Below are 26,896 nucleotides of genomic sequence, written 5' to 3' on the forward strand. Positions count from 1 at the left end.
GGTGCCTAGAATGTTCCGCCTCACCCTCGAAAAAGACTGCCTCCATGACCCAGGGACTGATCCGTATCCGCGGCGCACGCCAGCACAACCTCAAGAACCTGGATCTGGACATCCGCACCGGCGAACTCACGGTGGTGACCGGCCCCAGCGGCTCGGGCAAGTCCAGCCTGGTGTTCGACACGCTGTATGCCGAGGGCCAGCGTCGCTACGTGGAGACCTTCAGCGCCTACGCGCGCCAGTTCCTGGACCGCATGGACAAACCGGCCGTGGACAAGGTCGAGGGTGTGCCCCCGGCCATTGCCATCGACCAGACCAACCCCGTGCGCTCCAGCCGCTCCACCGTGGGCACGATGACGGAGCTGAACGACCACCTCAAGCTGTTGTTCGCGCGTGCGGGCCAGCTCTTCGACAAGCAGACCGCGCAGCCGGTGCGGCACGACTCGCCCGAGACCATTTATGCCGAGCTGCAGCAGCGCAGTGCCGCTGCAGGCGACCCGCGCATCGTGCTGACCTTCCCGGTCGAGCTGCCTGCCAACACATCGGCCGAACAGGTCGAACAATGGCTGTCTGCCAGCGGCTTCACCAAGGTCCAGGCCGAGCGCGAGGTGGCCACGCCCACTGGCCCACGCAAGGTGCTCGATGTGGTGGCCGACCGCTTCCGCCTGGGCAATGCCGAGAAGGCGCGGGTGATTGAGGCGATTGAGGTGGCGCTCAAGCGTGGCACGGGGCGTTTGAACGTGTACCGTCTTGTGGATGAGGGCGAGCCCGAGTTGTGGAGGTTCTCGACAGGCCTGCACTGCCCCGACAGCGACCTGCGCTACAGCGACCCCATCCCCTCGATGTTCTCGTTCAACTCCGCCGTGGGAGCGTGCGAGAGCTGCCGGGGCTTCGGCCGCGTGATCGGCGTGGACTATGGCCTGGTCATTCCCAACGACAAGCTCACGCTGCGCGCAGGCGCCATCAAGACCATCCAGACCCCCGCCTGGAAAGAAGCGCAGGACGACCTCATGCGCCACGCCGAGACGGCCGGCATCCCGCGCGACACGCCCTGGTACAAGCTGACCGACGACCAGAAAAAGTGGGTCATCCACGGCGCGCCGGGCTACAAGGACGGGCAGTGGAGCAAGCAGTGGTACGGCATCAAGCGCTTCTTCGAGTACCTGGAGAGCAAGGCCTACAAGATGCACATCCGCGTGCTCTTGTCCAAGTACCGCAGCTACACGCCATGCCCCACCTGCGCGGGTGCGCGGCTCAAGACCGAAAGCCTGCTCTGGCGCATCGGCCGCAAGGAGGATGCCGATGCGGTGCTGGAGCCTGGCAAACGCTTCATGCCCGAAGGCGTGCAATGGTCGCGCGAGCAACTGGAGGCCTTGCCCGGCCTGTGCCTGCACGATCTGATGCTGCTGCCCATCGACCGACTGCGCCAGTTCTTTGATCGCATGCAGCTACCAGTGGGCGACGACGCCAAGGGCGGCGACGCGCAAGCGCTCAAGCTGCTGCACGAAGAAATCACCACCCGCCTCAGATACCTGTGCGACGTGGGCATTGGCTACCTCACGCTCGACCGGCAAAGCCGCACACTGAGTGGCGGCGAGGTGCAGCGCATCAACCTCACCACGGCGCTGGGTACCAGCCTGGTCAACACGCTGTTCGTGCTGGACGAGCCCAGCATCGGCCTGCACCCGCGCGACATGCACCGCATCACCGAGGCCATGCTGCGCCTGCGCGATGCGGGCAACACGCTGGTGGTGGTGGAGCACGACCCCGCCGTGATGCTGGCGGCTGACCGCATGATCGACATGGGCCCTGGCCCCGGCCGCTTGGGCGGGCAGATTGTGTTTGACGGCACCACGGCCGATTTGCGCAACGCCGACACGCTGACCGGCGCCTACCTGGGTGGGCGCAAGCACGTGGGTTTTGGCTTCAAGCGAATGGTCACCGAATCCACGCCGCGCCTCATCCTCGAAGGCGCGCGCGAGCACAACCTGCAGGATGTGACGGTGGAGTTCCCGCTGCAGCGCCTGGTCACCGTGACCGGCGTCAGTGGCTCGGGCAAGTCGAGCCTGATCCAGGACGTGCTGGCCCCCGCGCTGCTGCGCCACTTTGGCAAGGCCACCGACACGCCGGGCGCGCACGACCGCATGCTGGGCGCCGACCATCTGTCGGATGTTGTGTTTGTCGATCAATCCCCCATCGGAAAAACCGCCCGATCCAACCCCGTGAGCTACGTGGGCGCGTGGGACAGCATCCGCGAACTGTTTGCCGTGGCGCCGCTGTCGAAGCAGCGCAGCTACACGGCCAGCAAGTTCAGCTTCAACAGCGGCGATGGGCGCTGCCCGACCTGCGGCGGCTCGGGCTTTGAGCATGTGGAGATGCAGTTCCTGAGCGACGTATACCTGCGCTGCCCGGACTGCGATGGCAAGCGCTACCGGCCCGAGATCCTGGAGATCACCATCGAGCGTGGTGGTCGGACGTTGAATGTGGCCGACGTGTTGGCTCTCACGGTGGCCGAGGCGGCCGACCTGTTTGCCAATGACCGTGATGTGATCCGCGCGCTGCAGCCCATCGTGGATGTAGGGCTCGAATACGTGGCGTTGGGCCAGCCCGTGCCGACCTTGTCAGGCGGCGAGGCGCAGCGCCTCAAGCTTGCAGGCTTTCTGGCGGAGGCTGCGCGCAGCGCATCCAAATCGCGCCAGTCCGTCGCCCGCAAAGGCACGCTGTTCTTGTTTGACGAGCCCACCACTGGCCTGCACTTTGACGACATTGCCAAGTTGATGCGCGCGCTGCGCAAGCTCATCGATGCGGGGCACTCGCTCATCGTCATCGAACACAACCTGGACGTGATCCGCGCCAGCGACTGGCTCATCGACCTGGGCCCCGAAGGCGGCTACGCGGGCGGCCTCATCGTGGCCGAGGGCACGCCCGAGGACGTGCGTGCCCATGCCACCTCACACACCGGGCAGGCGCTGCGCGACTACGAACTGGCGCTGGGCGTGGGCGGCCACTCGGTGCACGAAAAAGCTGCTGTGCTACGAAAATCAGAGCGCCTCGCGCATATGAATCAAGCGCCAGCGGCCAAAAACGCTATACAAATCGTCAACGCCAAGGAGCACAACCTCAAGAACCTGAGCGTGGACATTCCGCGTGGCAAGTTCAACGTGGTGACGGGCGTGAGCGGCTCGGGCAAGTCCACGCTCGCGTTTGACATCCTGTTCAACGAAGGCCAGCGGCGTTACCTCGAATCGCTCAACGCCTATGCCCGCAGCATCGTGCAGCCAGCCGGTCGGCCCGAGGTGGATGCCGTGTACGGCATCCCGCCCACTGTCGCCATCGAGCAGCGCCTCTCGCGCGGCGGTCGCAAGTCCACCGTGGGCACCACCACCGAGGTGTGGCACTTTCTGCGCCTGCTGTACGTCAAGCTGGGCACCCAGCACTGCACCAAAGACGGCGCAGCCGTGCAGCCGCAAACGCCCGAGAGCATCGCCGCGCAGTTGCTCACGCAGTTTCGCGGTCAGCACATCGGACTGCTTGCGCCGCTGGTGATGAACCGCAAGGGCGTCTACACCGAGCTGGCCGACTGGGCGCGCCCGCGCGGCTTTACGCATCTGCGCGTGGATGGCAACTTCCTGCCCACCACCAACTTCCCGCGCATTGACCGCTTCAAGGAGCACACCATCGAGCTGCCTGTTGCCAGCATCGACGTGTCGCCCGAGAACGAAGCCCAGCTCCGCAAGGCACTGGCCGACGCGCTCACGCACGGCAAGGGCGTGGTGCATGTGCTGAGCAGCATCGACACGCTGGCTGCGGCCATGGAGGGCGGCTTGCCCACGGCCGGTATTGGCCATCTGCAAGCCTTTTCGACCAAGCGTGCCTGCCCGGTGTGTGCCACCAGCTATGCCGAGCTGGACCCGCGCCTGTTCTCGTACAACAGCAAGCATGGCTGGTGCCCCGATTGCGTGGGCACCGGCGTCAAGCTCACCAAGGACCAGCGCAAGGTGTTTGACGACTCGGTACAAGACGACAAGGAAAAGGGCCGCGAGCAGACCTTTGCCGAGCCCGAGGTGGAAGATTTGCAGGACACCGCTTGCCCCACATGCCACGGCACGCGTCTGAACGCCACGGCCCGCGCGGTGAAGTTTGCGGGAGTGGGCATTACCGAAATCGCCGCGCTGTCGGTGACGGATGTGCGCCGCTGGATCGAGACCCTGCGCATCGAAGGCGGCATGACCCAGCGCGAAGGCGACATCGCCCGCGACTTGGTGCCCGAGATCCAGAGCCGCCTCGAATTCCTCGAAGAAGTGGGCCTGGGCTACCTCACGCTCGACCGGGGCGCGCCCACGCTCAGCGGTGGCGAGGCCCAGCGCATCCGCCTGGCCGCGCAGCTGGGCAGCAACCTGCAGGGCGTGTGCTACGTGCTCGACGAGCCCACCATCGGCCTGCATGCGCGCGACAACCAGATCCTGCTCAACGCCCTGCACAAGCTGGGTGACAAGGGCAACACGCTGGTGGTGGTGGAGCACGACGAAGACACCATCCGCCGCGCCGACCACATCATCGACATTGGCCCCAGCGCGGGCAAACGCGGCGGGCGCCTGGTGGCGCAGGGCAGCGTGGCCGACATCACGGGCGCCGAAGATTCGCAAACCGGCCGCTACCTGCTGCACGCCATGAAGCATCCGCTGCAGCTGCGCCGCAGCATGTCGGCCAGCGAGGTCAGTGCCGAGGCCACGGCCGCCTTTGCCCGTGCCGAAGCTGCAGCACCCACTGGCCGACAGAGCGCTGCCGTCAAGAAGCGCGCGGCCCAGGCCGCATCGCTGGCCGCAGACGCGCTGACCGAGGCCAAGGAACGTGCCGCCATGCGCTGGCTTACGGTGCATGGCGCGCAGTTGCACAACTTGCAGAACGTGACGGCCACCGTGCCACTGCACCGCCTGGTGGCCGTGACGGGCGTGAGCGGTTCGGGCAAGTCGACCCTGGCGCGCGATGTGCTGCTGGCCAATGTGCAGGCCTGGGTGCAGCAGCGCAGTACCAAGGCCGGGCGCGATGCCATGGACGCGGGCAAGGCGCCGCCACTGGTCGGTTGCACGGGCCTGTCGGGCTTCGAGAGCATCGACCGCGTGCTCGAAGTGGACCAGACGCCCATCGGCAAGACGCCGCGTTCATGCCCCGCCACCTACATCGGCTTCTGGGACACCATCCGCAAGCTGTTTGCCGAAACGCTGGAGGCCAAGGCCCGCGGCTACGCGGCCGGGCGCTTTTCCTTCAACACCGGCGAAGGTCGCTGCCCCGGCTGCGAAGGCGCGGGCGTGCGCACCATTGAGATGAGCTTCTTGCCCGATGTGAAGGTGCCCTGCGAGACCTGCCACGGCGCGCGCTTCAACCCCGAAACCCTGGCCGTGACCTGGCGCGGCAAGAGCATTGGCGACGTACTGCAGATGGAGGTGGATGAGGCCGTGGGCTTCTTCGCCACCATGCCCAGCATTGCGCACCCGCTGCAGCTCTTGCAGGACGTGGGCCTGGGCTACCTCACGCTGGGCCAACCGTCGCCGACCTTGAGCGGTGGCGAGGCGCAGCGCATCAAGCTCGTCACCGAACTCACCAAGGTGCGCGACGAGGTGGGCCGCCGAGGGCAGAAGGCGCCGCACACACTGTATGTGCTGGACGAGCCCACCGTGGGCCTGCACATGGCCGACGTCGACAAGCTCATCCGTGTGCTGCACCGCCTGGTCGATGGCGGCCACAGCGTGATCGTGATCGAGCACGACCTGGATGTGATCGCCGAGGCTGACTGGATCCTGGACCTGGGACCTGAAGGTGGCAACGCAGGCGGGCGCATCGTGGCAGCCGCTACGCCCGAGGATGTGGTGGCGGCGGGCACACATACTGGAAAGGCGCTGGCGGCGGTGCTGGCGCGCTGAGATACGTGAGCGGTGCGGGCGGCAGGGGCAGGGTGGCGCCATGCCAGCCATTTGGTTGGCGCACACCCCTGTCGGCCCATGTCCTACGCACAACGCGGAACATGGCGCACGCGCTGCGCGGGGTGGGCTTCCTACGATGGGTTGCAGGGGATCGGCTCCCCACCTTCCATCCACATCTACGGACGCCCATCACCATGAACGCTTTTCATTTCCTCAAGACCTGTACTGCCCTTGCGGCTGCTTCTGTGCTGCTGGTCGCCTGCGGCGGCGGCAATGACGATGACCCAACACCCAGCAACGAACCCGGTGTGCTGACCGTGACCAGCGCTACGGTGGACGGTCTTAACGGTGTGTACGGCAACGGCACGTTGAACCTCACCGGCGTGGACAAGGAAAACCCCATCGGCTCGGTGCCCGAGTTGTGTGCTTTCCGCTTTGACGGGGCCAACAAGGTGGGTTCTTCGGCCACCGCCTTTGGCGACATCCGTTATCGCCCCGATGCGACGGGCCTGCACCAGGTCTTCCTGACCTTTGATGGCAAGGAATACGCCAGCGGCGAGCCGACTGACACGGCGGTGGTACGCGAGAGCGACCAGGTGCGCTTCAGCGGAAAAACGCTGACAGCCACGGATGGCTCGAATGCCACCTTGCGCGTCACCGGCATCGTGCCCATGCGCCCGAACCGGCCGTTGGGTTGCTGATCCGGCGGCAGTTTCATTCCCTCTTTACTTGTCTCCCTCCCCGGTCCCTTCGACCGGTTTGGCCCCCGCTGTGATCGCAGCGGGGGCTTTTTTGTTGGGGCCTGTGGTCGTGCAGCCAGTCGCGCGGCGGTAATGGGGCCGCACAATGCACCGTGGAGCGCGGGGGGCATTTGCCGCTCGCGCGTGTTCCCTTTGCACCCCATGCCCGAACAACTGCCTGCTCACCCCACCGTGGTGTGGTTGCATCCTGCAGCACCCGCCAAGCCCGCAGAAGGCGCACCCTGCAACGGCTGTGGGCTGTGCTGCCTGGCGGAGCCCTGCCCGCTGGGGATGCTGGTGTCACGGCGCCGCAAGGGGGCCTGCACGGCCCTGCGCTGGAGCGATGCCGACCAGCGCTATTGGTGTGGCATGGTGGCCGACCCTGGTGGTGTCACCGGCCTGTCCCATCCCTGGGCTGTGCGCGCACTGTCTGCGATGGCCCGGCGCTGGATCGCATCGGGCGTGGGTTGTGATGCGCGGCTGGATGCGCAGGCCCCGCATCCCACGGATTCGTTGTGATGCAGGAGCTATGGTTTTGATAGCGTTTGATGCTTTTTAGACGGGCGCTGCCGGCCTTCCTGATCCAGATTCAGCGTGAGAAGTCGTCCGCGTTACGCCGGGCGGAAGAAATGCCCGTCCCAGCTTGCAGGGCCACAATGCACAGAAAATTGCCGAACTGCCAGCTACAGAGCCTGCCATGACCAAACTGGACGACACCGACCGCGAAATCCTCAGCATCCTGCGCGCCGACGCACGCACCCCCGTGGCCACGCTGGCGCAGAAGCTGCGTGTATCGCGCGGCACCGTTCAGAACCGCTTGCACAAGATGGAGGAGGGCGGTGTCATCGTCGGCTATACCGTGCGGCTGCGGCCCGATTCGGAGCCCCAGCGCATCCGTGCGTGGATGAGCATCGCGGTCGAGGGCAATGCGGCGCCCGCTGTCATCCATGCGCTGCGCGGTGAGCCCACGGTGGGCACCCTGCACACCACCAACGGCCGCTGGGACATCGTGGCCGAGGTGCGCGCCGAAAGCCTGGAGGCATTCGATGCGGCGCTGGGCCGCATCCGCCTCACGCCGGGCATTGCCAACACGGAAACCAGCCTGCTGCTGTCCACGTACAAAGTGTGACAAACGCCTGCGGTGTTGCGCGCTACCGGCGCGTTGCGGGAACCATCCTGCCCCAGCCGCGCTGCCGCCTTGGTGACAGAGGCTAGGGGGTTTCCTGCATGCCCCGCGCGAGGGGCTGCAGTCCAATGAGCGAATCTTTTGTCTTTCGTTTTGAGGAGCTTCGCCATGCAACGTCGCCAGATCATCCAATGGGGAGCCGCCAGCCTCGCCGCCCCCGCGTTCCTGGCGCAGGCCCAGAGCTTTCCCAACAAACCCATCAAGCTGATCATCGCCTTCCCGGCCGGTGGCCCCACCGACATCACCATGCGCGCGCTGGCCGACAACGCCAGCAAGATCCTGGGGCAGACCGTGATTGTTGAAAACAAGCCCGGCGCGGGCGGCACCTTGCCCGCGCAGGCACTGCAAACCGTGCCTGCCGACGGCTACACCGTGGCGCAGATCCCCCTGGGCGTGTTCCGCCTGCCCTACACCACCAAGATCAACTGGGACCCGGTCAAAGACATCAGCTACGTGCTCAACGTCACAGGCTACGCGTTTGGCCTGGTGGTGCCCGCCGACTCGCCGCTCAAGACCTGGACGCACTTCGTGGCCTGGGCCAAGGCCAACCCCGGCAAGCTCAGCTACGGCTCCACCGGCACCATGACCAGCCCGCACCTTACGATGGAGCTGATCGCCCAGCAACTGGGCCTGGAGTTGCTGCACGTGCCCTACAAGGGCAGCGCCGACCTGATGCAGTCCATCCTGGGCGGGCAGATCATGGCGGCTGCCGACTCCACCGGTTTTGCACCGCAGGTCGAGGCTGGCAAGCTGCGCGTGCTCAACACCTGGGGTGCCGAGCGCCTGGCCAAGTTCCCCGATGCGCCCACGCTCAAGGAGCTGGGGCTGAACCTGGTGCAGAACTCGCCCTTTGGCATCGGTGCGCCCAAGGGCACACCCGATGCGGTGGTCAAGCGCCTGCACGATGCCTTCAAGCAGGCCATGGAGCAAGAGAGCTATCGCACGGCCCTGGCGCGCTATGACATGGTGCCGATGTACATGAGCACGGCGGCGTACAAGAAGTTTGCGCAGGACACGTTCACGCGCGAGAAGGCGCTGGTAGAGAAACTGGGCTTGGCCAAACCCACCTGAGGCCACTCCCTTCGGAGGGTGCAATGCGTTCCGTGTGATGATCCGCAGCATTGAACGGAACTCACACACGATATGGCATCCCCCTCCGACAGCATCAGCATGGCCCTGTTCTGCGACTTTGAAAACGTCGCTCTGGGCGTGCGCGATGCGCAGTACGAAAAGTTCGACATCAAGCCCATCCTGGAGCGCCTGCTGCTCAAGGGCTCCATCGTGGTCAAGAAGGCCTATTGCGACTGGGAGCGCTACAAGGGCTTCAAGGCCACCATGCATGAGGCGAATTTCGAGCTGATCGAGATCCCCCATGTGCGCCAGTCGGGCAAAAACTCAGCCGACATCCGCCTGGTGGTGGACGCGCTGGACCTCTGCTACACCAAGTCGCACGTCAACACCTTCGTCATCATCAGCGGCGACTCGGACTTCTCGCCGCTGGTGTCCAAGCTGCGCGAGAACAACAAGCAGGTGATCGGTGTGGGCGTCAAGCAGTCCACGTCCGATCTGCTGATTGCCAACTGCGACGAATTCATCTTCTATGACGACCTGGTGCGCGAGAACCAGCGTGCGCAGGCCCGCCGCCAGGCCCCAGGCAGCAACCCGCCGTCCGCGCCACGCCGCAGCCCCGAGGAGGAGCGCAGCCGCAAGGAAGGTCAGGACGCACGCCGGACCCAGGGCGTGGAGCTGGCGGCCGAAACGTTTGAAGCCCTGCTGTCCGAGCGCGGCGACACCGGCAAGATCTGGGCCTCGGTGCTCAAGGAGGCCATCAAGCGTCGCAAGCCCGATTTCAGCGAAGGCCGGTATGGCTTCCGCACCTTTGGCAACCTGCTCGAAGAAGCGCAGGCGCGCGGCCTGCTGGAGTTTGGGCGCGATGAAAAATCGGGTGCGTATGTGTTCCGCAGCCTTGGTCAGCCCAGCGCAACAGCGGCGCCCGCCAGGTCAGAGGGCGCGGGCGAGCGCGCCAGCCAGGGCGGCGCCACACGGCACGACTTCCATGCGGTGGCGACGGCGCCTGACCTGCGTTCGGACGGCGGCGAAGAGCAGGGCCCATCGGGCCGCAGCCGAGGGCGTCGCGGTGAGGGCCCGGACCGGGCAGACACGCGCTCCCCGCAGCGCCACGAACACCTTGAGGCCGAACAGGCCGATACCCCTGCAGAGCGTCCGGCCAGCCGCTACTTCAGCCAGTCCGTTGCCCCCGAGGCTGCGCCGCCAGAGCCGGTGATCGACTCCACCCCGCTGCAAGAAATGCGCTCCGAAGTGGAAGAGGGTGCGGACACGCCGGAAGGCGGTGCATCCACCGAGGACGATGGCCCCGAAGCCGCCACCCCTCGCCGCAGCCGCGCGCGCAGTGGAGACGGCGCAAAGCCCGGCGCCAGCCCCCGCAAGGCCGCCACGCCCCGTGCGCGCAGCGCGCGTGCTGGAGGGAGGGAGGTAAGTGCCGAGTCCTCTACTGCCGCTCCCGAGGCCTCAGCCGCCGAGGCAGAAGGCGCCACACTCGCCAAGGCACCCGCTGCCCGTCCTCGCAGCCGAGCCCGTAAACCGGCAGCCAAACCGGCTGAGTAAGGGCTATCGGCCCGCTGCGGTCGCTCAGCGCCGCAACGCCAGCCTTTCGCGCACTTCCTCGTAACGCGGCGGCGTGCAGCCCGCGCGCTCCACGCAGTGGCCGGCGCTGGCCAGCGCATGGTGCAGCATGGCGCGCAGCCGGGCTTCCGCAACGGGCGCCGTCAGACCACCCGTGCGCAAGGTCAGCGCTTCTTCGCCCCGCTCAGGCCCTGCCAGCCAGGCGGTGATCAAACCCGCCAGAAAACAGTCGCCTGCGCCCACGGTGTCCACCACCGTGATCGGCGCTTCTTCGCGCGCATGCACGGCCAGGCCGTCGCGCTGCAGCAGCCAGGCACCTTCCGGCCCCAGGGTCAGGGCGAGCCATTGGGCCTGTGTTTGCTGCTGCAAATAGTGGGCGCGTTCCAATGCGTTGGCGCCCGGAACGGCCAGCGCCTCCAGGTCATCGTCGCTCACCTTGATGAGGTGGGCGTGCTGCAGGGCAGCCATCACGTTGGCGCGGTAGGCATCGGCATCGTCCACGGCCGACAGGCGCAGGTTGGCATCCACCACCACCATGCGGCCTCCTGCGCGCTGCGCTGCCAGCCAGGGCTGGTAGATGGCTGCGTCCTGCGCCACCAGCGCTAGGCAGCCCGTGGCCACCACCTGCAGGTGGGGCTGGGCGGCGCACGCGGCAATGAGCGCATCGGCTGTCACCTGGCGGTCGGCCACGCCGTCGCGGTAGAAGCTGTAGCTGGCCTTGCCCTCGGCATCCAGTGCGGCCAGCGCCAGCGCGCTGGGCGCACGCACCGGCGTGGGGGAGGCCAGGGCCACGCCCGCATCGTGCAGGCCGCGCGCCAGTTGTCGCCCCAGCATGTCGCCCGACAGCGGGTTGAGGTACAGCGTGCCCACGCCCTGCAGCCCCAGCGCACGCGTGAGGTTGTACACGGCGCCGCCCGCGCAGGGCTTGAGGCGGCCATCGGGCTCTTCGATCAGGTCAAACAAGGCCTCGCCCGCCGTGGCCACGCGCAGTGGCGGTGCGGTGTGGGCGGGGCTGGAGTCGGGGGACTGGATAGGGAAAACCATAAGTAAATCCACTTGATTTATTAACTCGTCGGCCACTATAGTTCGATCCCATCCACCCGACAAGAGTGGTTCACCTGCCAGCCGCGCAGCACGGGGCCGACAGGAATCTGCCATCCCAACACCCGGAGACAACACCATGCAACGCACCCCCGCCTTTGCGCTTTCTGCCCTTGCCCTCACCGGCGCCCTGGCCTGTGGCCTGGCCCAGGCGCAGACATCCGAGCCCGTCATCGGCCTCATCACCAAGACCGAGACCAACCCCTTCTTTGTGAAGATGAAAGAGGGCGCCACGGCCGAGGCCAAGAAGCTGGGCGCCAAGCTGGTGTCGGCGGCAGGCAAGACCGATGGCGACAACGCGGGCCAGGTCACGGCCATGGAGAACCTGATCGCCGCAGGTGCCAAGACCATCCTCATCACCCCCAGCGACGCCAAGGCCATCGTGCCCGCGATCAAGAAGGCGCAGGCACGCGGCGTGATGGTGATTGCACTCGACAGCCCCACCGAGCCCATGGATGCGACGGACGCGCTGTTTGCCACCGACAACTACAAGGCGGGCGAGCTGATCGGCCAGTACGCCAAGGCCGCCGCGGCGGGCAAGAAACCTGTGATTGCCACGCTGGACCTGTTCCCCGGCCACCCGGTGGGCGCGCAGCGGCACAACGGTTTCCTGAAGGGCTTTGGCCTGCAGGCCAACGATGCCAAGAGCAATGAGCTGTCGCGCCCCGCCGAAGTGGTCTGCATGGCCGACAGCTTTGGTGACCGCGCCAAGGGCCAGACCGGCATGGAAAACTGCCTGCAGAAGAACCCCGACATCAACATCGTCTACACCATCAACGAGCCCGCCGCCGCCGGTGCCTACAACGCGCTCAAGGCCGCAGGCAAGGAGAAGAACGTGCTCATCGTCTCGGTGGACGGTGGCTGCGCAGGCATCGCCGACGTGGGCAAGGGTGTGATCGCCGCCACCAGCCAGCAGTACCCGCTGCGCATGGCCGCGATGGGCGTGGCGGCAGGCGTGGAATACGCCAAGACCGGCAAGAAGGTCAGCGGCTACACCGACACCGGCGTGACGCTGATCGCTGCCAAGCCCATGGCGGGCGTGGACAGCAAGGATGTGAAGACCGGCACCGACCTGTGCTGGGGCGCTAAATAAGCGGCCTCTGCTGATCTGGCGCCAGGCAAGCCGCAACGGGCCTGCCTGAGCGCCCCCTTTGTCCACCCGCACGGAGCCGCCATGTCCTCGACCGCTTCCAAATTACCGCCGCTGGCCACGCTGGGGCCGTTCATCGCGCTGATCCTGGCGTGCGCCTTTTTTGCCACGCAGAGCGAACGTTTTCTGTCGGCGCAGAACTTCGCGCTCATCCTGCAGCAGGTCATGGTGGTGGCGGTCATCGCCATCGGCCAGACGCTGGTCATCCTCACCGCGGGCATCGATTTGTCGTGTGGCATGGTGATGGCGCTGGGCGGCATTGTGATGACCAAGATGGCGGCGGACTACGGCCTCTCGGCCCCCGTGGCGATTGCGTGCGGCATGGCGGTGACCATGCTGTTCGGCCTGATCAACGGCCTGCTGGTCACGAAGATCAAGCTGCCGCCCTTCATCGTCACGCTGGGCACGCTCAACATCGCGTTTGCCGCCACGCAGCTGTACTCGGGCGCGCAGACCATCACCGACATCCCGGCTGGCATGACCGCACTGGGCAACACCTTCCAGCTGGGGCAGACCGCCATCGTGTGGGGGGCCGTGCTCATGCTGGCCCTGTACCTCGTCACCTGGTTTGCGCTGCGCGAGACTGCGCCCGGCCGCCATGTGTACGCCGTGGGCAACAGCCCCGAGGCCACGCGCCTCACCGGCATTGCCACCGACAAGGTGCTGCTGGGTGTGTATGTGCTGGCGGGCCTGTTCTACGGCATCGCCTCGGTGCTGTCGGTGGCGCGCACCGGGGCGGGCGACCCGAACGCGGGCCAGACCGAGAACCTGGACGCCATCAGCGCCGTGGTGCTGGGCGGCACCAGTCTGTTTGGCGGGCGCGGCATGATTTTGGGCACGCTGGTGGGGGCGCTGATTGTGGGCGTGTTCCGCAACGGGCTCACGCTCATGGGCGTGTCGTCGGTGTACCAGATCCTCGTCACCGGCATCCTCGTGATCCTGGCCGTGGCCACCGACCAACTCTCGCGCAAAGGAGTGCGTTGATCATGACCACCACCCCACACACAACGAACGCCCCGCTGGTCATGCAGGCCAAGGGCCTGGTCAAGCGCTACGGGCAGGTCACCGCGCTCGATGGTGCCGACTTTGAACTGCGCGCCGGTGAAATCCTGGCCGTGATCGGCGACAACGGCGCGGGCAAGTCGAGTCTCATCAAGGCGCTGTCGGGCGCCACCGTGCCCGACGAAGGTGAGATCCTGCTCGACGGCCAGCGCATCCAGTTCAAGAGCCCCATCGACGCGCGCAAAGCGGGCATCGAAACCGTGTACCAGGACCTGGCCGTGGCCCCGGCCATGACGATTGCCGAGAATTTGTTCCTGGGGCGCGAACTGCGCCGCCCCGGACTGCTGGGCAGCGCACTGCGCATGCTCGACAAGAAGAAGATGCTCGAAGAAAGCGTGGCCCGCATGGCCGAGCTGAAGGTCGGCATCCGCTCCATGACGCAGGCGGTGGAAACGCTCTCCGGCGGCCAGCGCCAGTGCGTGGCCGTGGCGCGGGCGGCAGCGTTTGCGCGCCACGTCGTCATCATGGACGAGCCCACCGCCGCCCTCGGCGTGAAGGAGGGCAACATGGTGCTGGAGCTCATCCGCCGCGTGCGCGACAAGGGCCTGCCCGTCATCCTCATCAGCCACAACATGCCCCATGTGTTCGAGATTGCCGACCGCATCCACATCGCCCGCCTGGGCAAGCGCGCCGCCGTGGTCAACCCCAAGAAGATCAGCATGAGCGACACCGTGGCCGTGATGACGGGTGCCATGGCTGCGTCCGACCTGCCCGCTGAATGCCTGGCCTGAACCATGCTGAAAAACATCGACCCCCTGCTGACCCCCGACCTGCTCAAGGTGCTGGCGGAAATGGGCCATGACGACGCCATCGTGCTGGCCGACGCCAACTTCACCGCCATGAGCCTGGGCGCGGGCAAGCCCGTGCTGCGCCTGCCGGGCATTGGGATGGCACGTGCCGTTCAAGCGGTGGCCAGCGTGCTGCCCCTGGCGCAGGACGTGCCGCACCCCGTGGCCTACATGCAGGTGGGCGGTACCGAGGTGCCCTACCGCTCAGCCCTGCAGCGCGAAACCATGGACGTGCTGGCGCGCGAGGGCGTGGCCAGTGAGCAGGCCGAAGGCGTGGAGCGTTTTGCGTTCTACGAGCGCGTCAAAAAGGCCTATGCCATCGTTGTGACGGGAGAGCTGCAGCCCTGGGGCAACTTCCTGCTGCGCAAGGGCGTCATCGGCGACACTCTGAACGCCTGATCGATTCATCACCATGCTGGACACCGACGCATCCCTACCCGCCGTTGACAACGCTGCCGCCAGCCCCGCGCTGCTGCGCCAGCGTGGCTCCAACCATGTGGGGCTGCGCCAGTTCAACGAGCGCGTGGTGCTGCAGGCCCTGCGCACACACGGCAGCCTGGCCAAGGCCGAGATGGCGCGGGTCACGGGCCTCACGGCGCAGACCATCGGGCTCATCACTGCGCGGCTCGATGAAGACCAGCTGCTGCGCCGCGAAGCCCCGGTGCGCGGCCGTGTGGGCCAGCCTTCGGTGCCCATTGGTCTCAACCCCGACGGCGCCTTTGCCATCGGCATCAAGATCGGCCGCCGCAGTGCCGACTGGCTGCTGGTGGACTTCACCGGCCATGTGCGCGAGCGCATCGTGCTCGACTACGCCTTCCCTGACATCGACGTGCTGTTGCCTGCGATCCGCACGCACCTGAACCAGCTGCTCGACGGCCTGGGCCCGCTGCGCTCGCGCGTGGTAGGGGTGGGCGTGGCCGCGCCGTTCCAGCTCGGCGGCTGGCACCGCATGCTGGGGCTGACCGAGGCGCAGTCCGAGGCCTGGAACAACATCGACCTGGCCGAGCAGGTGCAGCAGATGACCGAGCTGCCCGTGTCCTTTGCCAAGGACACCTCCGCCGCCTGCGTGGCCGAGCTGCTGCAGGGGCGCGGGCGCGACATCCCGAGTTTTCTGTACCTGTTCATGGACACCTTTGTGGGTGGCGGGCTGGTCATCAATTCGCACCTGCATCGCGGTCTGCATGGCAACGCAGGTGCGGTGGCCTCGCTGCCGCTGTCACCTGCCCAGCCGGGCCAGGCCCCCGCGCAGCTCATCAGCCAGGCCTCCCTGTGGGAGCTGGAGCAGCGCTTTCGCGAACACGGTCTCGACCCCATGGCCGCCTACGACAAGCGCGTGCTGCAGGCCCCGTGGCTGGAACACAGCCGGGGCTGGATCGCACGCGCGGCTGCGGGCTTGGCGCACTGCATCGTCTCGGCCACGGCGTTTTTGGACCTGGATGCCGTGGTGGTCGATGGCGCCGCAGCCCCTGAGCTGCTGCAGGCCCTGTGCGAGAGCGCCCGCCACGCGCTGGCCGACTACAACTGGGAAGGCCTGCACCAGCCGCCCCGGCTGGAGCTGGGCACCATGGGCTCGGACGCCCGCGCGCTGGGTGGGGCGCTGCTGCCGCTGCATGCGTGTTTTGCGCCGGATACGGACATCTTCCTCAAGGCCTGAGAAGGGCGTGGGTCGTGCAGTTTTGATATTAAAAATATAGCTATTGCGCATATCCATCAAGCGCTAGGCCGCATTTCTATTCAAATTTCTCGGCCAAGGCTGCTTCAGGCTCAGCTCCCGCTGCGATCCAGACCCGCCAGGATCGCCCGTGCCACTTCGGCAAACCCCGCGCCACGTTCGCCCTGGGTCACATAACGCGGCAGGTGCTGCAGTTGTGGCACAAAGCGCGCGATGTTGGCCACCCCCACGCTGTGGGGGAAGTGCTCGAACATGAGCTGGTCGTTGGTCGAGTCGCCCACATACACCCAGCGGTCGATCTCCGCGTCGAGGTCGCGTCCCAGCAACTCGCGCACGATCCAGCGCGCGCCCTCCAGCTTGTTGTGCGCGCCGAACCAGCCGTTGATGTGGATGCTGCTCACGGTGGCGTTCATGCCTGCGGCGCGCAGGATCGCCACGCATTGGTCGATCCGCTCTTGGGGCAGGTGTGTGAACTCGCTGTGGTCGATGGCGATGTCCGTTTCGCGTCCGGGCGAGTCGGTCGCGCGGCGGGCTCCGGGCACCCTGGCTTCGATGTCAGCCAGCACTTGCTGCATGCGGGCGAAATGGGCTGCGCGCGTGGCTGCATCCTGTTGATATCGTTTTAACAGCGCATCGCGCTTGTCCAGAGAGCGCTGCAGGGCCACAGCACCATTCTCGGCCACGATGGCATCCACAGGCCAGGCGGCCGCAAAGGGCTCGCTCCAGCCTACGGGGCGACCCGTGATGGGGATCACGGCCAGTCCCCGGGCCTTGAGCGACTCCATCGCCTGCACCACGTGCGCAGGCACAACCCCCTCCGTGGTCAGCGTGTCGTCGATGTCGGTGAGCAGGCCGACGAGGCGGGCGGGAGGATTCCAGGTACTCAACGGAAGCATGGGGGAACGAGAAGGCATAGGGATGGCGAGAGGGGGCGTTGGTGAAAGTCGCGGATGCACCTTTTTCTGTGGACGAAGAGATGACTGCTTCTAACGGACACTTTGGGCAGGTTGCCCACGCGCCAGGCTCGGGAGTTTCTCTGCGACCCTTTCGGGGGGCATGGGCACCATGTCCCCGCCACGGAACTCGAATAGCTGCAGGGTGGCCAATGGGACCTGTTCCAGGCCACGGCCCTTTTCGTCCACGACGAGCAAATCGCCTGGCTGCGGCTTTGGCGCAAACAGGTCGGCGGTGTTTCTGGCGCGGGTCAGTACAAAGCGTTTGTATCCATCATCGGTGCCTCCGAACTCAGGGACTACGAATATGGCCTGCCGCTCTTTGTCGAGCGACAAGGCAAAGCGGTACAGCGTGTCCCAATACGCCAGGTTGGGCCTGAGCGCCTGTTTCTCCTGCGCATGCACACCTGCCAGGGCCGCAACAAGCGCTGCGCCTCCAACAAGGGCAAAAACCGGGCGCGTCTCTCGCGGCCAGACGACCGCCAGGCAGGCTGAAAACGCCACCCACGGCACGAACAGGTAACGGTCCGGACTGTGAATTCCCGGAAAGGCCGTCAGCGGTATCAGCGGCAGCAGGACGTTGCCCAAGGACACGAAGAACACAGGCGCATGGAGGCGGCGCTTCACGGCCGCAAGACACAGAAGGCCGAGAAATACAACGGCAAGGATGTTGCCGGGCGGTTTGGAGCCGAGGAGCAATTTGGGAACCCGGAGCAACTGGCGCAGGGCCTCGCTGGCATCGAAAACCCCTTGGCTGTAGCCGCCCACGAGGCGCCCCAGTAGCAGGTAGCGCCACCCTATGTAGACCAGTGCAATCAGCACAAACGGTATCAGAGCACGCACCCGTTGCGGCCGCGTGCCCACGGGCAGGAAGGGCAAGAGGACGACCAGGGGTACATAGACTTCCTTGCAGGTAGTCGCCAGCAGGTAGGCCAGGGTCGACAGCCCCAGCCAGTATCCGCGCCCGCCTTTGAGATACCGGGTCCACCCCAGTATCGACAGCATGGCGAACACGAAGCCGGTCGCATAGTGCCCATGCATCAGTCCCGCCGCGATGTGGGCAGTGGGCTTGCCAAGCAACAGCGCAACGGCGCCGATCAGTGCGGGCAGGGGCTCCACCCACTCTCGCAACACGGCATAGAACAACGCGGCTCCCAGCCCCACGAGCAGCAGCAAGTGCGCGTAGTGGCCCGCGGCGGCCATGCCGAACAAGCTCAGGTTGATGTCGTAGAACAGCAGGTTCCATGGAGCGACATTGGCACTGGAGTGCCCTTGGGCAACGTGGGGCTCCAAGAAATATTGCCAGGGTGTGTATTGGGCGGCGTAGCTCAGGTGAGCGCCGTCATCCCAGCGCCAGGATCCCTGGAGTGATGCGCCATGCACCAGCAGGGTGAGCAGAGACAGAAGCAGTGTGGCGCTGAGACACTCGATCCAGGGGTGGCGGTCGATGTGTGCGCGCAGCGCGATGCGCGCGGCTTTCAATGCTGGAGCATCCATTGCCAATGACGCAGGAAGTTGAGCGCTGCAGGCGTGTAGTGGCTAGGAGTGCGGGCGGCAGAAGGCGCATCGGCTGCAACGCGCAATAAACCGGTCTCGCGTGGTACCACCTCTAGCGCCCAGGGGCCCACCCTGGGCTTGTCGGTAGCACCACGCGATCCTCGGTTTTCGTACGTTTCGCTTCGATGCCTTCTGCTGCCCACACTCCCAGGCACATCACGCCCTCTGGTCCAAGTCTTCAGCAGCAGCAAGTCCGCACCGACCAGGGGCAGTGCGGAAATGGTGGAGCCGATGCCAGCCCTGGTGCAAAGCGGCGCCGTGGAGAAATTGATCGGCTGACTGCGCAAGAATTTCCCCCTCTTGTGCGGGCTATGCGCCCTGCAGCGCCAACCCCGCATGCTCGCGCAGCGGGTGGAAATGGATCTTCGGAAACCGCTCTTGCGCCAGGCGCACGTCATACGGGCTGGTGCACAGGTACGCCAGTGTGTCGGCCGCGTCGTGCGCCAGCCGCAGCGGGTAGGCGTCGGTGAACGCGCGCAGGTCGGCTGCGTTGTCGGCGGTGATCCAGCGCGCGCCGGTGTACTGGCAGCCTTCCAGGCGCACATCGGCGTCGTACTCGGCCTTGAGGCGGTGCTGCACCACTTCAAACTGGAGCTGGCCTACGGCGCCCAGCAGCATGTTGCCGCCTGCGTCGGGCTTGAAGACCTGGATCGCGCCTTCCTCGCCCAGCTGGGCCAGGCCCTGCTGGAGCTGTTTGGTGCGCAGTGGGTTCTTGAGCACCACCGTCATGAACATTTCGGGCGCGAAGAACGGCAGGCCGGTGAACTGCAGGTTGGCACCATCGGTGATGGTGTCGCCCAGCTGCACGCCGCCGTGGGTGGTAAAGCCAATGATGTCGCCTGCGTAGGCTTCTTCGACGGCCTCGCGGCGTTGCGACATGAAGGTCACCACGCTGGTGGGGCGCAGCTCCTTGGAGGTGCGCTGCACCTTGAGCTTCATGCCCGGCGTGTATTTGCCCGAGGCCACGCGCACAAAGGCGATGCGGTCGCGGTGGTTGGCATCCATGTTGGCCTGCACCTTGAACACCACGCCGGCAAAGCCTTCGTCTTCGGGCTGGATGGTCTTCACCACGGGTTGCTTGTTCACTTCAAGCGTGCTCACGCGCGGGCCGGGGGGCGGAGCCATGTCCACCAGGGCATCGAGCACCTCCATCACCCCGAAGTTGTTCACGCCGGAGCCGAAGAACACGGGGGTGAGCTTGCCAGCCAGGAAGGCTTCATGGTCCCACGCGGGCGATGCGCCCACGGCCAGTTCCATGCTCTCCAGCGCGGCGTCGAACTCAGCGCCAAAGCGTGTGCGCAGAGTCGCCTCGTCCGACAAGGGGATGGCCTCGAAGTCCTGTGGGCGGCGTTCGCTGCCGGACTCGAACACCGTCATGGTCTTGGTGCGCAGGTTGATGATGCCGCCAAAGCTCTTGCCCTGGCCTACGGGCCAGGTCATGGGGCAGCAGGGCATGCCCAGCTCGCGCTCCACCTCGTCCATGATGTCCAGTGGGTCGCGCACTTCGCGGTCCATCTTGTTCACGAAGGTGATGATGGGCGTGTCGCGCTGGCGGCAGACCTCGATCAGGCGGCGCGTCTGCGCTTCCACGCCGTTGGCCGCGTCGATCACCATCAGGGCCGAGTCCACGGCGGTGAGCACGCGGTAGGTGTCTTCCGAGAAGTCCTTGTGGCCGGGCGTGTCGAGCAGGTTGATCACGTGCTCGCGGTACAGCATCTGCATGACCGAGCTGGCCACCGAGATGCCGCGCTGCTTTTCGATTTCCATCCAGTCGGAGGTGGCGTGGCGGCTGGCCTTGCGGCCCTTCACGGCGCCTGCGATCTGGATCGCGCCCGAGAACAGCAGCAGCTTTTCCGTCAGCGTCGTCTTACCCGCGTCGGGGTGGGAAATGATGGCAAAGGTACGGCGGCGCCGGGTTTCTGGGGCGTAGGACACAGGGGGTTCCTGAATGGGATGGGTGCGGGGCAGAGCGCCCTGCGCAAGAATCTTCGGGCCGGGACCGGCGTGGGACGCAGGGGCGGCAGTGGCGGGATTTTACTGTTCCGTGCAAGGCCGAGGACGGATTCATCCCGGGGCATGGTGCGGGGAATGCACTTGCTTTTATAATCCGCCGATCCGAGGAGCGTTGCAGCGTCCCCAGCACAGGCGGGGCGTGAGGCTCGGAGTCATCTAGCAACGACGCTCATCCACTTCTCGTGTGGTGAGCTTTTTCACTCCCGCGACCAGTGGTTTTTCAAACATGCTTTGGAGCAAGAAACCATCATGAACGCACGCGTCAACGCCCCGGTCAACACCGACTGCATCATTGCCGATATCGGCCTGGCCGCATGGGGCCGCAAAGAAATCCGCATCGCCGAAACCGAGATGCCCGGCCTCATGGCCATCCGCGAGGAGTTCGCGCCCAAGCAGTCGCTCAAGGGCGCCCGCATCACGGGCTCGCTGCACATGACGATCCAGACCGCCGTGCTGATCGAGACGCTGCAGGCCCTGGGCGCTGAGGTGCGCTGGGCTTCTTGCAATATTTTCTCCACGCAAGACCACGCCGCCGCCGCCATTGCTGCCGCCGGTACGCCCGTGTTTGCCATCAAGGGCGAGACCCTGGCCGAGTACTGGGACTACACCCACCGCATTTTTGACTTTGGCCCCGCCGGCACCGAAGGCGAAGGCCCCAACCTGATCCTGGACGACGGCGGCGATGCCACTCTGCTGATGCACCTGGGCAAGCGCGCCGAAAAGGACGCCTCGCTGATCGCCAACCCCACCAGCGAAGAAGAAACCTGCCTGTTCGCCTCCATCAAGGCCAAGCTGGCTGAGGACCCGACCTGGTACAGCCGCAAGAGCGCCCAGATCATCGGCGTGACCGAAGAAACCACCACCGGGGTGCACCGCTTGAAGGAAATGTCGGCCAAGGGCTCGCTGATGTTCCGCGCCATCAACGTGAACGACTCGGTGACCAAGAGCAAGTTCGACAACCTGTACGGTTGCCGTGAATCGCTGGTGGACGGCATCAAGCGCGCCACCGACGTGATGATCGCTGGCAAGGTGGCCGTGGTGGCCGGCTATGGCGACGTGGGCAAGGGCAGCGCCCAGGCCCTGCGTGCACTGAGCGCCCAGGTGTGGGTGACCGAGATCGACCCCATCAACGCCCTGCAGGCTGCGATGGAAGGCTACAAGGTCGTGACGATGGAATACGCTGCCGACAAGGCCGATATCTTCGTGACCACCACCGGCAACAAGGACGTGATCCGCCACGAGCACATGCTGGCCATGAAGGACCAGGCCATCGTCTGCAACATCGGCCACTTTGACAACGAGATCCAGGTGGCGTCGCTGGAGCAGTACGAGTGGGAAGAGATCAAGCCCCAAGTGGACCACGTGATCTTCCCGGACGGCAAGCGCATCATCCTGCTGGCCAAGGGCCGCCTGGTGAACCTGGGCTGCGGCACGGGCCACCCGAGCTTTGTGATGTCGTCGAGCTTTGCCAACCAGACCATTGCCCAGATCGAGCTGTTCACCCACAGCGACTACTACGAAAACGGCAAGGTCTACGTGTTGCCCAAGCACCTGGACGAAAAGGTGGCCCGTCTGCACCTCAAGAAGGTGGGCGCCATGCTGACGGAGCTGACCGACGAGCAGGCCGCCTACATTGGCGTGCCCAAGCAAGGCCCGTACAAGCCGGATACCTACCGCTATTGATCCCGCGCCCCAGGCGCATTGCGCGCCTTGGCGGCATGCCGCCGGTGCGCTGGTGGATCACTGCATCGTGGCTGCTACTATTATGATAGCTGCTTGCGCTTGATGGATAAGCGCTGGAGGCTGATTTGACTCTTAAAGGATGAGCGCCATGCGTGCAGATGTATTTTTGGTGGAAGCGGGCCATGCGGCCACGCGCTCGCAAGCGCAGCGGCTGATTGCTGCGGGCGTGGAGTGGCGTCTGTCACCCCTGGCGCCCTGGCAGAAGGTGACCAAGAACGGCGATGACATCCCGTCCGTGGCCGAGGTGAAGCTGCTGGACGATGCCGAGGCCAAGTACATCTCGCGCGGCGGCCTCAAGCTGGAAGGCGCCTTGTTGGCCACGGGGCTGTCCGTGGCCGGGCTGCGCTGCCTGGATGTGGGGCAGAGCACCGGCGGCTTTACCGATTGCCTGCTGCAGCAGGGCGCGGCGCAGGTCATCGGTGTGGATGTGGGCCATGGCCAGCTGCACGAGCGGCTGCGCAGCGATCTGCGTGTGGTCTGCGTGGAGGGCGTGAACGCGCGCTCGCTGACCGCCCAGGCGCTGCAGGAAGCCTGCGAGCTGGCGCTCTCTGAAGTCGTCGAAGCCGACGAAGACAACGAAACCCAGCCCGAGGCGCCCTACAGCTGGATGCGCAACGGCGGCCTGGTGGACGAAGCCTACGACGATAGCGGCGACGCCAAGGACCAGGACATCGAAGCCTTCAAGTCCGAGCGCGCCCAGCGCGCCGAAGCCCGCGCGCAGGGCACACTGCCCGTCCAGCGCCGACGCCGCGCCGAATGTGCGGGGGTGGACACGACACCGGCGTTCGACCTGGTGACGGGGGACCTGTCCTTCATCTCGCTGACCCTGGTGCTGCCCGCCATCGCCGCATTCCTGCGCCCTGACGGCCACCTGCTCATGCTGGTCAAGCCGCAGTTTGAACTGCAGCCCGGCCAGGTGGGCAAGGGCGGTGTGGTGCGGGATGCCGCCCTGTATGCCGTGGTGGAAAAACGCATCCGCGACTGCTGCGCCGAACTGGGTCTGGCCGTGCAGGCCTGGCTCGACAGCACCATCCAGGGTGGCGACGGCAACCATGAATTTTTTGTTTATGCGAGGAGGGCACCATGATTGCTGCCAATGCCCAGGGCACCGGTTTCCCGGTGAGTTTCGAATTTTTTCCGCCCAAGACGCCCGAAGGTGCGGACAAGCTGCGGGCCGCGCGCCAGCAGCTGTATGCGCTGCACCCGGATTTCTGCTCGGTGACCTACGGCGCCGGTGGCTCCACGCAGGAGGGCACTTTTGGCACGGTGCGTGAAATCCTGGCCGAAGGTGTGAGCGCCGCCTCGCACTTCTCGTGCATTGGTGCCACACGCCATTCCGTGCGCGAGCAGCTCGCCACGCTCAAGGCCATGGGCGTCAAGCGCCTAGTGGCGCTGCGTGGCGATTTGCCCAGCGGCTACGGCGCGGGCGGGGAGTTTCAGTACGCCAGTGACCTGGTGGCCTTCATCCGCGCGGAGACGGGCCGGGATTTCCACATCGAAGTGGCCGCCTACCCCGAGGTGCATCCCCAGGCCAAGTCGCCCGAGGCAGACCTGAACGCCTACATCGCCAAGGTGCAGGCGGGTGCGGACTCGGCCATCACCCAGTATTTCTACAACAGCGATGCGTATTTCCGCTTTGTGGAAGACTCACAGCGCCTGGGCGCCAACGTGCCTGTGGTGCCGGGCATCATGCCCATCGGAAGCTCCACGCAGCTGATGCGTTTCTCGGACGCCTGCGGTGCCGAGATTCCCCGCTGGATCCGGCTGCGCCTGCAGGCGTTTGGCGACGACACAGCCAGCATCAAGGCCTTTGGGCTGGATGTGGTGACCGATCTGTGTGACCAGCTGCGCAGCGCGGGCGTGCCCGCACTGCATTTCTACACCATGAACCAGAGTGCGGCCACTCTGGAAATCTGCCGCCGCCTGGGGATCTGACGACCACGGCTTGGCTACCATTAGCACTTTGCAACATTTGCAGGGGGATGGTGGTCATGGAACGAGCTGGGGTGGCGGTATGGTGTGCGCTGTGTGTGTGGGTGTTGGGCATGTCGGGCGTTCAGGCGCAGACCCGCTACCACTGCCGGGACGGAAATGGGAACACTTTTGTCCTGTCGCGGCCGTGTCCTGAGGGTGCCCGCACCACAGCCGCTGTGGCGGGGCCTGCCCCGGCGCAATATTCATCGCCACGTTATGACAGCTATTCGCCGGTGCGGTCATCGCCCGAAACCCCGGACCACCATCAGTATCTGAGCGCGCGCTGCCGGGCCCTGGATGAAAACATCCGGGGAGCGTATGGCCGGGGCATCAAGGCCGATGTGGTGGAAGGAATGCGGCGCGAATACCGGCGCGATTGCCGGGAGGAGGAGCAGGATGCGTACTCACGGCTTTCGGCGGAGCGCCGCCACCGCGACAAGCAGCGCCGGGAAGACGAAAAGTCTGCCCAGGTCGCAGCACAGGCTTCCAGGGAGCAGCAGGAGCGGCACGCCCAGCAATGCGCCGAGTCTCGCCGCATTCTTACCAACAAACGCGCCAGAACGGATTTGACGGATGGAGAGAAAAACGATCTGCGACGGTTTGAGGAAGCATTTTTGGAGCGCTGCAAGCGCTAGCGCCCAGCTGCGGCTGCTGCCCCTGCTGGTTGCGGCCTACTGTGCGTGGTTGCCTGCTGCGCAGGCAGAGGGGGCCGGTAACACGGCAGAGCCCTCCACCCCGAATGCCGTGGATGCCGCGTTGGCCGAGGCGGGGCTGCTGGATGAGGAGGTGCAACCTCTTGGTGAGCCCATTGACGCTCCATGGGCTGCGCCTTCGGGGGAGTCTGGCCGGTACGAGGTGGCGCCAGAGACCGGACTCGCGTCCTGGTACGGGCCTGGGTTTCACCGGCGCAAGACAGCCAGTGGTGAGCGGTTTGACATGCACGCAATGACCGCTGCGCACCCCACCCTGGCATTTGGCACATTCATCTGTGTGCGCAGCCAGATCACGGGCCGAGGGGTTGTGGTGCGCGTGAATGACCGTGGGCCCCATGCGCGGGGCCGGATCGTGGACTTGAGCCGCGCTGCAGCCATTGCCCTGGGGCTGCACGGTCTGGGGCTCAAGCCGGTGGAGGTGTTTCCTGTGGCCAATGGAGAATCGACCTGCCCTGAAGAGTGAGGACGTGGGGGCGGATGGGCCGTAAGAACGACCCGCCACTTGGACGCATCAGCCGCCTGATTCCAGGGTGTGCGTGGCGTGTTTGTCCTGGGCCAGCAATTCCACCATTTGTGGCAGTGCGGTTTTGAGCGCGGCCTTCAGGGTGAAGGGCGGGTTGATCAGAAACATGCCACTGGCTGGCAAGCCTGGGCGCTTGACGTCGCCAGCAGCGTTTTCGGTGAGCTTGCTGTTCTTGACGGTCAGCGTGGCATGCAGCCAGCTTTTGCCTGCCTTGGTGGCCAGGGTCTTGAGACGGCGAGGCAGGTCGTGCGCCTCGGGGCGCGGGATGATGGGGTACCAAAAGGCGTACGTGCCGGTGGCAAAGCGCTTGAGCGAATCCGCCGCCATATCGAGCACCTTGGCATAGTCGCTCTTGATTTCATAGCTGGGATCGCACAGTACCAAAGCGCGGCGGGCCGGTGGAGGCAGGAATTTCTTGATCCCTTCGAACCCGTCTTCGTGCAGCACGGCCACCTGGCGGCCTGCTTCGAGCTGGGCCACGTTGCCCGCCAGAGCGCGCAGGTCGGTGGGATGCAGCTCAAAGAGCTTGAGTTTGTCGTGGTCGCGCAACAGGCGCTGGGTGATGAACGGGGAGCCTGGGTAAACCCGCAGCGTGTTGCCCTGGTTGAAGGCACGGACCATGTCCACATAGGCCTGCAGGGCCGGTGTGAGGGTTGGGGCCGTGGGGGCAAACAGGCGGACGATGCCGTCTGCAGCTTCGCCGCTGGTGCTGGCGTAGTCGCCATCGAGCCGGTAGAGGCCCGCGCCCGCATGCGTGTCCAGCACGGTGAGGGCCGCGTCTTTCTCGGTAAGGTGTTGCAAGGCGGCGATCAAGACCGTGTGCTTGAGCACATCGGCATGGTTGCCTGCGTGGAAGGCGTGGCGATAACTGAACATGGCTCTATGGTAACGAGTGCGCCCTGTCGCCTCACTGGGCCGGGTCGAGGGGTGGCTGCACTGGGTGGCGGGCACCAGACGCCGGTTCATGGTTCCATGCGAATTTGTCATGGGCTGAGGGCGGCCAGGAACCATGGCGCGGCACAATCGGCGTATCTCTGACCAGGGTGTGTAACTTTTTTGGCAGACGGGAAGCCTTTTGTTTCTGTAGCACGTGCTGGCATGCTTCATGATTGCGTTTGGAGCGGTGTTGGCACCCGTTCACCCACAATCTCTGTCGAAAC

The 26,896-nt window shown here is 65.6% G+C and carries 21 protein-coding genes and 1 riboswitch; of the genes, 16 read left to right on the plus strand and 5 right to left on the minus strand.

Features of this window, described 5'->3' with window-relative positions; all coding sequences use genetic code 11:
- Positions 1–44 precede the first annotated feature (44 nt).
- The 6 genes from uvrA to C8C93_RS23680 all read left to right on the plus strand — a co-directional run bounded on the left by uvrA (position 45) and on the right by C8C93_RS23680 (position 10,469).
- Positions 45–5,918 carry an excinuclease ABC subunit UvrA gene (gene uvrA, locus C8C93_RS23655; RefSeq protein WP_121508492.1) on the plus strand — a complete coding sequence of 1,958 codons (5,874 nt, stop codon included), beginning with the start codon at positions 45–47 and terminating at the stop codon, positions 5,916–5,918.
- Between the two features lie 194 nt (positions 5,919–6,112).
- Positions 6,113–6,619, plus strand: coding sequence for a hypothetical protein (locus tag C8C93_RS23660; protein ID WP_055393055.1), 507 nt, complete (start codon positions 6,113–6,115; stop codon positions 6,617–6,619).
- A gap of 201 nt (positions 6,620–6,820) precedes the next feature.
- Positions 6,821–7,177: a hypothetical protein gene (locus C8C93_RS23665; RefSeq protein WP_121508493.1), complete on the plus strand. Its 357-nt coding sequence runs from the start codon at positions 6,821–6,823 to the stop codon at positions 7,175–7,177.
- A gap of 178 nt (positions 7,178–7,355) precedes the next feature.
- Positions 7,356–7,787: an Lrp/AsnC family transcriptional regulator gene (locus tag C8C93_RS23670; protein WP_055393104.1), complete on the plus strand. Its 432-nt coding sequence runs from the start codon at positions 7,356–7,358 to the stop codon at positions 7,785–7,787.
- 165 nt (positions 7,788–7,952) lie between these two features.
- A complete protein-coding gene (locus C8C93_RS23675; protein ID WP_121508494.1) occupies positions 7,953–8,915 on the plus strand; it encodes a tripartite tricarboxylate transporter substrate binding protein in 963 nt (320 codons plus the stop codon).
- A gap of 72 nt (positions 8,916–8,987) precedes the next feature.
- Positions 8,988–10,469, plus strand: coding sequence for an NYN domain-containing protein (locus C8C93_RS23680; RefSeq protein ID WP_121508495.1), 1,482 nt, complete (start codon positions 8,988–8,990; stop codon positions 10,467–10,469).
- A 24-nt stretch (positions 10,470–10,493) separates the two neighbouring features.
- On the opposite strand, the gene C8C93_RS23685 is transcribed toward C8C93_RS23680, so the two are convergent.
- Complete coding sequence (locus C8C93_RS23685; protein WP_121508496.1) at positions 10,494–11,531, minus strand: PfkB family carbohydrate kinase; 1,038 nt, start codon at positions 11,529–11,531, stop codon at positions 10,494–10,496.
- A gap of 136 nt (positions 11,532–11,667) precedes the next feature.
- Between C8C93_RS23685 and C8C93_RS23690 the strand changes: the two genes are divergently transcribed.
- The 5 genes from C8C93_RS23690 to C8C93_RS23710 all read left to right on the plus strand — a co-directional run bounded on the left by C8C93_RS23690 (position 11,668) and on the right by C8C93_RS23710 (position 16,242).
- The gene (locus C8C93_RS23690; protein ID WP_056638934.1) at positions 11,668–12,681 is read left to right on the plus strand and encodes a sugar ABC transporter substrate-binding protein; all 1,014 of its coding nucleotides are present in this window, start codon (positions 11,668–11,670) and stop codon (positions 12,679–12,681) included.
- 81 nt (positions 12,682–12,762) lie between these two features.
- Positions 12,763–13,722, plus strand: coding sequence for an ABC transporter permease (locus C8C93_RS23695; RefSeq protein WP_057270395.1), 960 nt, complete (start codon positions 12,763–12,765; stop codon positions 13,720–13,722).
- Positions 13,723–13,724: 2 nt separating this feature from the next.
- A complete protein-coding gene (locus C8C93_RS23700) occupies positions 13,725–14,531 on the plus strand; it encodes an ATP-binding cassette domain-containing protein (RefSeq protein ID WP_121508497.1) in 807 nt (268 codons plus the stop codon).
- Between the two features lie 3 nt (positions 14,532–14,534).
- Positions 14,535–14,987: an RbsD/FucU family protein gene (locus C8C93_RS23705; protein ID WP_057270393.1), complete on the plus strand. Its 453-nt coding sequence runs from the start codon at positions 14,535–14,537 to the stop codon at positions 14,985–14,987.
- A 13-nt stretch (positions 14,988–15,000) separates the two neighbouring features.
- Entirely contained in the window at positions 15,001–16,242 is a 1,242-nt protein-coding gene (locus C8C93_RS23710; RefSeq protein WP_121421229.1) for an ROK family transcriptional regulator, read from the plus strand.
- A 110-nt stretch (positions 16,243–16,352) separates the two neighbouring features.
- Here C8C93_RS23710 and C8C93_RS23715 read toward each other — a convergent pair whose 3' ends face one another.
- The 3 genes from C8C93_RS23715 to C8C93_RS23725 form a co-directional block, all read right to left on the minus strand.
- Positions 16,353–17,156, minus strand: a complete 804-nt coding sequence (locus tag C8C93_RS23715; protein ID WP_121508498.1) for an HAD-IIB family hydrolase — start codon at positions 17,154–17,156, stop codon at positions 16,353–16,355.
- 90 nt (positions 17,157–17,246) lie between these two features.
- Positions 17,247–18,710, minus strand: coding sequence for a hypothetical protein (locus C8C93_RS23720; protein WP_147433797.1), 1,464 nt, complete (start codon positions 18,708–18,710; stop codon positions 17,247–17,249).
- 369 nt (positions 18,711–19,079) lie between these two features.
- Positions 19,080–20,705, minus strand: a complete 1,626-nt coding sequence (locus C8C93_RS23725; protein WP_121508500.1) for a peptide chain release factor 3 — start codon at positions 20,703–20,705, stop codon at positions 19,080–19,082.
- A gap of 176 nt (positions 20,706–20,881) precedes the next feature.
- A riboswitch (S-adenosyl-L-homocysteine riboswitch) is annotated at positions 20,882–20,961 on the plus strand.
- Positions 20,962–21,032: 71 nt separating this feature from the next.
- Between C8C93_RS23725 and ahcY the strand changes: the two genes are divergently transcribed.
- The 5 genes from ahcY (at position 21,033) to C8C93_RS23750 (ending at position 25,676) form a co-directional block, all read left to right on the plus strand.
- Positions 21,033–22,466 (plus strand): adenosylhomocysteinase, encoded by a 1,434-nt coding sequence (ahcY, locus tag C8C93_RS23730; RefSeq protein WP_121422878.1) that lies wholly within the window; start codon positions 21,033–21,035, stop codon positions 22,464–22,466.
- Between the two features lie 148 nt (positions 22,467–22,614).
- Positions 22,615–23,613 carry a TlyA family RNA methyltransferase gene (locus tag C8C93_RS23735; protein WP_121508959.1) on the plus strand — a complete coding sequence of 333 codons (999 nt, stop codon included), beginning with the start codon at positions 22,615–22,617 and terminating at the stop codon, positions 23,611–23,613.
- Complete coding sequence (metF, locus tag C8C93_RS23740) at positions 23,610–24,461, plus strand: methylenetetrahydrofolate reductase [NAD(P)H] (RefSeq protein ID WP_121508501.1); 852 nt, start codon at positions 23,610–23,612, stop codon at positions 24,459–24,461. The genes C8C93_RS23735 and metF overlap by 4 nt, the downstream gene beginning before the upstream one ends.
- Positions 24,462–24,571: 110 nt before the next feature.
- Positions 24,572–25,135 carry a hypothetical protein gene (locus C8C93_RS23745; RefSeq protein ID WP_121508960.1) on the plus strand — a complete coding sequence of 188 codons (564 nt, stop codon included), beginning with the start codon at positions 24,572–24,574 and terminating at the stop codon, positions 25,133–25,135.
- The gene (locus tag C8C93_RS23750; RefSeq protein ID WP_233559552.1) at positions 25,101–25,676 is read left to right on the plus strand and encodes a septal ring lytic transglycosylase RlpA family protein; all 576 of its coding nucleotides are present in this window, start codon (positions 25,101–25,103) and stop codon (positions 25,674–25,676) included. The genes C8C93_RS23745 and C8C93_RS23750 overlap by 35 nt, the downstream gene beginning before the upstream one ends.
- Before the next feature lie 48 nt (positions 25,677–25,724).
- Here the strand turns inward: C8C93_RS23750 and C8C93_RS23755 are convergent, their stop codons facing one another.
- Entirely contained in the window at positions 25,725–26,612 is an 888-nt protein-coding gene (locus C8C93_RS23755; protein WP_121508503.1) for a 23S rRNA (adenine(2030)-N(6))-methyltransferase RlmJ, read from the minus strand.
- Positions 26,613–26,896 lie beyond the last annotated feature (284 nt).

It is taken from the genome of Acidovorax sp. 93 (assembly GCF_003633835.1).
GTDB lineage: Bacteria > Pseudomonadota > Gammaproteobacteria > Burkholderiales > Burkholderiaceae_C > Acidovorax > Acidovorax facilis.